This is a genomic window from Bradyrhizobium sp. 2TAF36 (assembly GCF_052114925.1).
GTDB classification, from domain to species: Bacteria; Pseudomonadota; Alphaproteobacteria; order Rhizobiales; family Xanthobacteraceae; genus Bradyrhizobium; species Bradyrhizobium barranii.
Window position 1 is genome coordinate 1 of the sequence record NZ_JBFRFR010000191.1, and the last position, 4,674, is coordinate 4,674.

Genomic DNA, 4,674 nt, shown 5'->3' on the forward strand with positions numbered 1-4,674 from the left:
GACCAGCACGGCGCCGGAGACGTTGCCTTGTCCGTCGCGCATCGGCCGGCCGCTGATCATCAGATGGCGGGGATCGTTGCCGCTGTGCGGGCGGACGATCATCTCCAGGTTCTCGAACTGCTCGCCGCGCAGCACGCGCGTCGAGGGCAATTCGTCCGCCCTGAGCGGCGTGACGCCGTCGCCGTGAAACACGTCGGACAGGGCGCGCAGATTACGCAGGCTCATGCCGGCGCGATGCAGCAAGATGCGCTCCGCGGCCGGGTTGGACAGAAGGACAGTGCCCTCGGCGTCGATCACCAGCACAGCCTCGGCCATGCTGTGGAACGTGCTCTGGAGCACGTTGACCGACAGCCGCAGCTCGTCATGCGCGTTGACGAGATGCTCGGTGCGCTCGGCGACGGCCGCCTCGAGTTGCTCCTTCGCCGCCGTGGTCTCCAGCAGCGTGCTCTTCAGCGCGACCGTGGTGCGCTGGCTCTCGCGCATCAGCATTGCGACCAGCAGCAGGATCACCAGCGCGCCGATCACGTCGATGCCGAGCAGGACGATGCCGGTGCGGCGGGAACTCTGGGCGCGGGCGGCGAGCAATCGCTCTTCCTCCGCGCTCAGATGATCGAGATTGCCCATCACCGTGTCCATGAGGCCGCGGCCCTCGGCCTTGCCCTGAAGCGCGGCAACGCCGGCCTGGTCGTTCTCGGCGCGCAGGCGCATCACCTCTGCGGCGATCTCGACCCGGCGCAGCGCCAGCGACTCGGTGCCCTCCATGAGCGCGACCTGATCCGGATTGTCACGCAGGCTGCGCTTGAGGTCGGCGAGCGCCGGCGCGAGCTGGGCGTGCACCGCCTGAAACTCGTCGCTGAAGCTCGGGTTGCGATAGATCTCGTAGCCGCGCGCGGCGCTCTCGGCGTGGCGCATCAGCACGCGCAGATCGGAGATCTTCTTCTGCGTCTCGATGGTGTGATTGACCCAGGCGGCATCGAACCGCGACTTGACGTCGAGTCCGATCGAGGCGGCGGTGATGATCAGGAGGATTGCAAGTCCAGCACCGAGAATGACGCGCTGCGTTGGGATCAAGGGGCTTCTTTCTTGTCCTTCGGCTGCGCGGCCTCGCCGAGGCATTCCCGGATCGTGGTCAGGAGCGCGTCCGGCGTGAACGGCTTGCGCAGGCAGCGTGTCGCGCCGAGTTCCAGTGCCATGCGGAGGAAATCGGGGGAGGGCGACGCAGACGAGGCGAAGGCGTAGCCGGACATCGCGATGAGAGGGATCGCCGGGGCGCGCTCGTGAAAGATGCGGATGGATTCGAAGCCGCGCATGTGCGGCATGAAGATGTCGACCAGCATCACGTCAAACGTCTGCGCTTCGAGCGCAGCCAGCCCCGTTTCGCCGCCGTCAGCCATCGTGACATCGAAGCCCTGACGCTGGAGCAGAACCTCGATGGTCGCGCCGACCATCGGATCGTCATCTACCACGAGGATACGCGGCATGACATTTCCCAGTAGATCGAAGTCCCCACATCTATCGGTGATATAGGCGAATCGCGGGACGGGTCAATTTGGGATTGGATCATTGTAGATATGCACGGTGCGGTGAATAAAGGTCCCTCGCGCTCGCGTGCATAGATCCTCCCACGCGATGCGCGGGCCGCGCGCGAAACAGGCGATGAGCGCGCGACAAACGAAAGAGGCGCCGCACCGATGCGACGCCTCTTCCGTCAAGCGTTGTCGATCTGCTTACGGGCAGGGATGACGCTGGCCGTCATAGCCGAGATACGTACCCGAGGCCGGATCGTAGGACTTGTAGCGCTGCGCGCAATAAGCCGACGAGTCACCACCGTTGTCCGGCACCACCGCGACCGACGGCTCATCATAGTAGCTGTCGTCGCCATAGTAATAGGGATCGTTGTAGTATCCGCCACCGTAGTAGGCGTAAGAGCCTAGCCCGCCGATCGCAGCACCGGCTGCGACACCCGGCCAGAAACCGCCACCGTGACGACGCCAGCCGCCACCGTGCCAGTTGCCGCCGCCGCCGCGCCAGTTGTTACCCGCGACTGCGAGGGGACGGCCGCCGCCACCACTAAACGTGGCTCCTGCGGTCGGACGCATGGCTAGGCCGGCGCTCGGGCGCATGGCTCCGGCTGCGAAATTGCCGCCGCCGCCACCGAACCGCGCGCCGCCAAAGCTGCCGCCGCCCATGCGGGCGCCGCCACCGCCGAAATGGGCGCCGCCGCCACCGCCAAAATGACCACCGCCGCCACCGCCGTGGCCACCACGGCCCTGGGCGAAGCTCGGCGTCGCCAACGGAAGGACCAACGCGACCGCTGCCGCGGCGCTCAAAATTCTCAGACTTTTCATGTTCAAACTCCTTATTCCCTGAAGCAAACCTCTTGAAGGGCCCGCGGTTCCAGGGTTCACGCCGGTGTGCGCGTGTGGCGCAGGTTTCCATGCGGCCGCTGTACCCGGCATGAACGGATCGCGTCCGATTTGCGGCAGGGCTTACGCCGGGGGCACCACATTTTGCGGGGGGCACCGCCGCCCCCGCGGAACTGGACATTTCGCCGCCCGGATGGCATCAGGGCCTCACGAAGCAGGGCCCTAGCCGTATGAAACAGTTCTTCCTCAAGTTCTTCACCTGGTGGAGTGGCCAGACCTTTGGCACCCAGCTCTGGACCAAGCGGTACGGCGAGCTGGTCGGCCAGGACGAGCAGGGAAACCGCTATTATCGGACCCGCGGCGGCGTGATCGATCCGACGCTCGGATTCGAGCGGCGTTGGGTCATCTATAACGGCTACGCCGAAGCGAGCCGCATTCCGACGGGTTGGCACGGCTGGATGCATCACGTCGTCGATGTGCCGCCGACCGAAGAGAACTACCAGCCGCGCGAATGGCAAAAGCCGCACCAGCCGAACCCCACCGGCACGCCGAACGCCTATCGGCCCTCCGGCTCGACGCTTGCAAGCGGCAAGCGTCCCAAGGCGACCGGCGACTATCAGCCCTGGACGCCCGGCTAGCTTTCCGATCTCCGTCCGAATCCTTGCCGTGGCGGTGGATGCACCAGCATCCGCCTCACCTTGCTGTGGACAACGGGAACAGCGGGGACAGCTCATGCGCGGGCGTTGCAGCTACGCGAGTGATGCGGCTCAATGGTCCCATCTTACGGAGATGGGAGACCATCGCGTTCGGTTCGGGCAACAGTTCGCGACTGTCCCGAGATGCAGCGGCCGCCGACGAGGACTCGATCGGGAGATAGGCCCCCGGTCTGGAAGTTCGAAATCGCCCGATGGAATGTGCAGCCACCGTAAGACAGGAAAGGCCGCTTGGGAAACCGAGCGGCCTTTTTCTTTGATCTGTTGCTCTGCTCGCTTCTCAGAGATAGAGCGTCGGTGAGTTGCCGACTGGCATCATCTCATAGGGCGGCTTCCAGCCCGGCAGTTCGACGACACGCCGGCGCCAGGCATCAATCGCCGGGAAAGTCGCGGCAAGATCAAAGCCCGTCTCCTCGGTCGGATAGTACAGATAGCCCAACATTGAGAAATCGACGATCGTCGGCCGATCGCCCAGCATGAAGCTGCGGTGGGAGAGGTGTCTGTCGACGATCGAGAAGGCGCTGTCGGTCCGCGCGCGCAAGTAAGCGAGCACAGCGGGATGGGCGGGCTCCGGCATGAAGCAGCGTTGAAACCGGTGCTGGGCAAAGTTCGCGGTGAACTTGTGGTTGTCGAACAGCAGCCAGCGCGTGGCTTCGAACGTCTCCTCGGGCGTCGGACCGAACACGCCGTGAGTCTCGGCGAGCCACAGCAGGATCGCACCGGACTGGCTCATGTGCCGGCCATCGACCTCGAGGACGGGGACCTCGCCCATGACATTGGTGGTGGCCCGCCAGTCAGGCGTGCGGGTCTCGCCGCCGGCGAAGTCGAGGCCGACCGGCTCCCAGTCGAGCCCGGCGCAGTTGAGGAATAGCGCGACCTTGAACGAATTGCCCGAAGCTCCGATGCAGTGCAGCCGGTATCGCGCCATGGTCAGATCCTCCTGTGCGCACGCGACCGGGAAGCGTCCGTGGGCGTTGGGCGCGATATGGATTGTCGCGACAGGCTCCTGACAGCGTCATGTCAGCAGTGCGGAGCTTCCGGACGATGCTTTGCATTGCCCGGGAAGTGCTGCGCTGCGTTCGGGGCGCGTGAGCAAAGCCTCTGCTCTACACCCGCTCAGCCGCGCGCTTGACCGCCTCGAGGCGGCGGGCCTGGTTTGCGGCGCCGCGCTCTCTCAGCAACGCCAGCACCTCGGCCGGCGCGGTGTCGGGCGAGCCTGAATTGAACGGCGGGGCGGGGTTGTATTCGATCTGGAGCTGGATTGCTTCCGCCGTGGTGCGGTCGACCAGGATCGACACCAGCGTCAGCGCGAAATCGATCCCGGCGGTGACGCCACCGCCGGTGACGCGGTTGCGGTCGATGCAGACGCGCGTCCTGGTCGGCGTCGCGCCGAACTGGCCGAGCATCTCCATCGCGCTCCAATGGGTGGCAGCGCGGTAGCCCTTGAGCAGGCCGGCAGCGCCGAGCGCCAGCGCCCCCGTGCAGACCGAGGTGACGTACTTGGCGCCTTCGGCCTGCCTGCGCAGGAAATCCAGCACCTCTTCGTCATTGAGCAGGTCGTTGGTGCCGCCGCCGCCGGGCACGCAGATCACGTC

At 65.7% G+C, this 4,674-nt stretch carries 6 protein-coding genes; 1 reads left to right on the forward strand and 5 read right to left on the reverse strand.

What is annotated here, in order from left to right:
* The 3 genes from AB4Z51_RS44290 to AB4Z51_RS44300 all read right to left on the reverse strand — a co-directional run.
* The coding region (locus tag AB4Z51_RS44290; RefSeq protein WP_441499712.1) for a CHASE3 domain-containing protein at positions 1-1,071 on the reverse strand (1,071 nt) is incomplete at its 3' end.
* Positions 1,068-1,481 carry a response regulator gene (locus AB4Z51_RS44295; RefSeq protein ID WP_028148724.1) on the reverse strand — a complete coding sequence of 138 codons (414 nt, stop codon included), beginning with the start codon at positions 1,479-1,481 and terminating at the stop codon, positions 1,068-1,070. The genes AB4Z51_RS44295 and AB4Z51_RS44290, both read right to left, overlap by 4 nt.
* 246 nt (positions 1,482-1,727) lie before the next feature.
* Positions 1,728-2,348 carry a BA14K family protein gene (locus AB4Z51_RS44300; protein ID WP_135216158.1) on the reverse strand — a complete coding sequence of 207 codons (621 nt, stop codon included), beginning with the start codon at positions 2,346-2,348 and terminating at the stop codon, positions 1,728-1,730.
* 248 nt (positions 2,349-2,596) lie between these two features.
* Between AB4Z51_RS44300 and AB4Z51_RS44305 the strand changes: the two genes are divergently transcribed.
* Positions 2,597-3,004 carry an NADH:ubiquinone oxidoreductase subunit NDUFA12 gene (locus AB4Z51_RS44305; protein ID WP_135216159.1) on the forward strand — a complete coding sequence of 136 codons (408 nt, stop codon included), beginning with the start codon at positions 2,597-2,599 and terminating at the stop codon, positions 3,002-3,004.
* Positions 3,005-3,359: 355 nt separating this feature from the next.
* Here the strand turns inward: AB4Z51_RS44305 and AB4Z51_RS44310 are convergent, their stop codons facing one another.
* Together AB4Z51_RS44310 and AB4Z51_RS44315 are read right to left on the reverse strand one after the other, a co-directional pair.
* Complete coding sequence (locus AB4Z51_RS44310; RefSeq protein ID WP_135216160.1) at positions 3,360-4,007, reverse strand: glutathione S-transferase family protein; 648 nt, start codon at positions 4,005-4,007, stop codon at positions 3,360-3,362.
* Between the two features lie 178 nt (positions 4,008-4,185).
* On the reverse strand, positions 4,186-4,674 hold a 489-nt coding region (locus AB4Z51_RS44315; RefSeq protein WP_441499713.1), incomplete at its 5' end, for a DJ-1/PfpI family protein.

Coding starts and splice junctions, on each gene's coding strand:
- AB4Z51_RS44300 (WP_135216158.1), bottom strand. CDS start 2,348: ATGAAAAGTCTGAGAATTTTGAGCGCCGCGGCAGCGGTCGCGTTGGTC.
- AB4Z51_RS44305 (WP_135216159.1), top strand. CDS start 2,597: ATGAAACAGTTCTTCCTCAAGTTCTTCACCTGGTGGAGTGGCCAGACC.
- AB4Z51_RS44295 (WP_028148724.1), bottom strand. CDS start 1,481: ATGCCGCGTATCCTCGTGGTAGATGACGATCCGATGGTCGGCGCGACC.
- AB4Z51_RS44310 (WP_135216160.1), bottom strand. CDS start 4,007: ATGGCGCGATACCGGCTGCACTGCATCGGAGCTTCGGGCAATTCGTTC.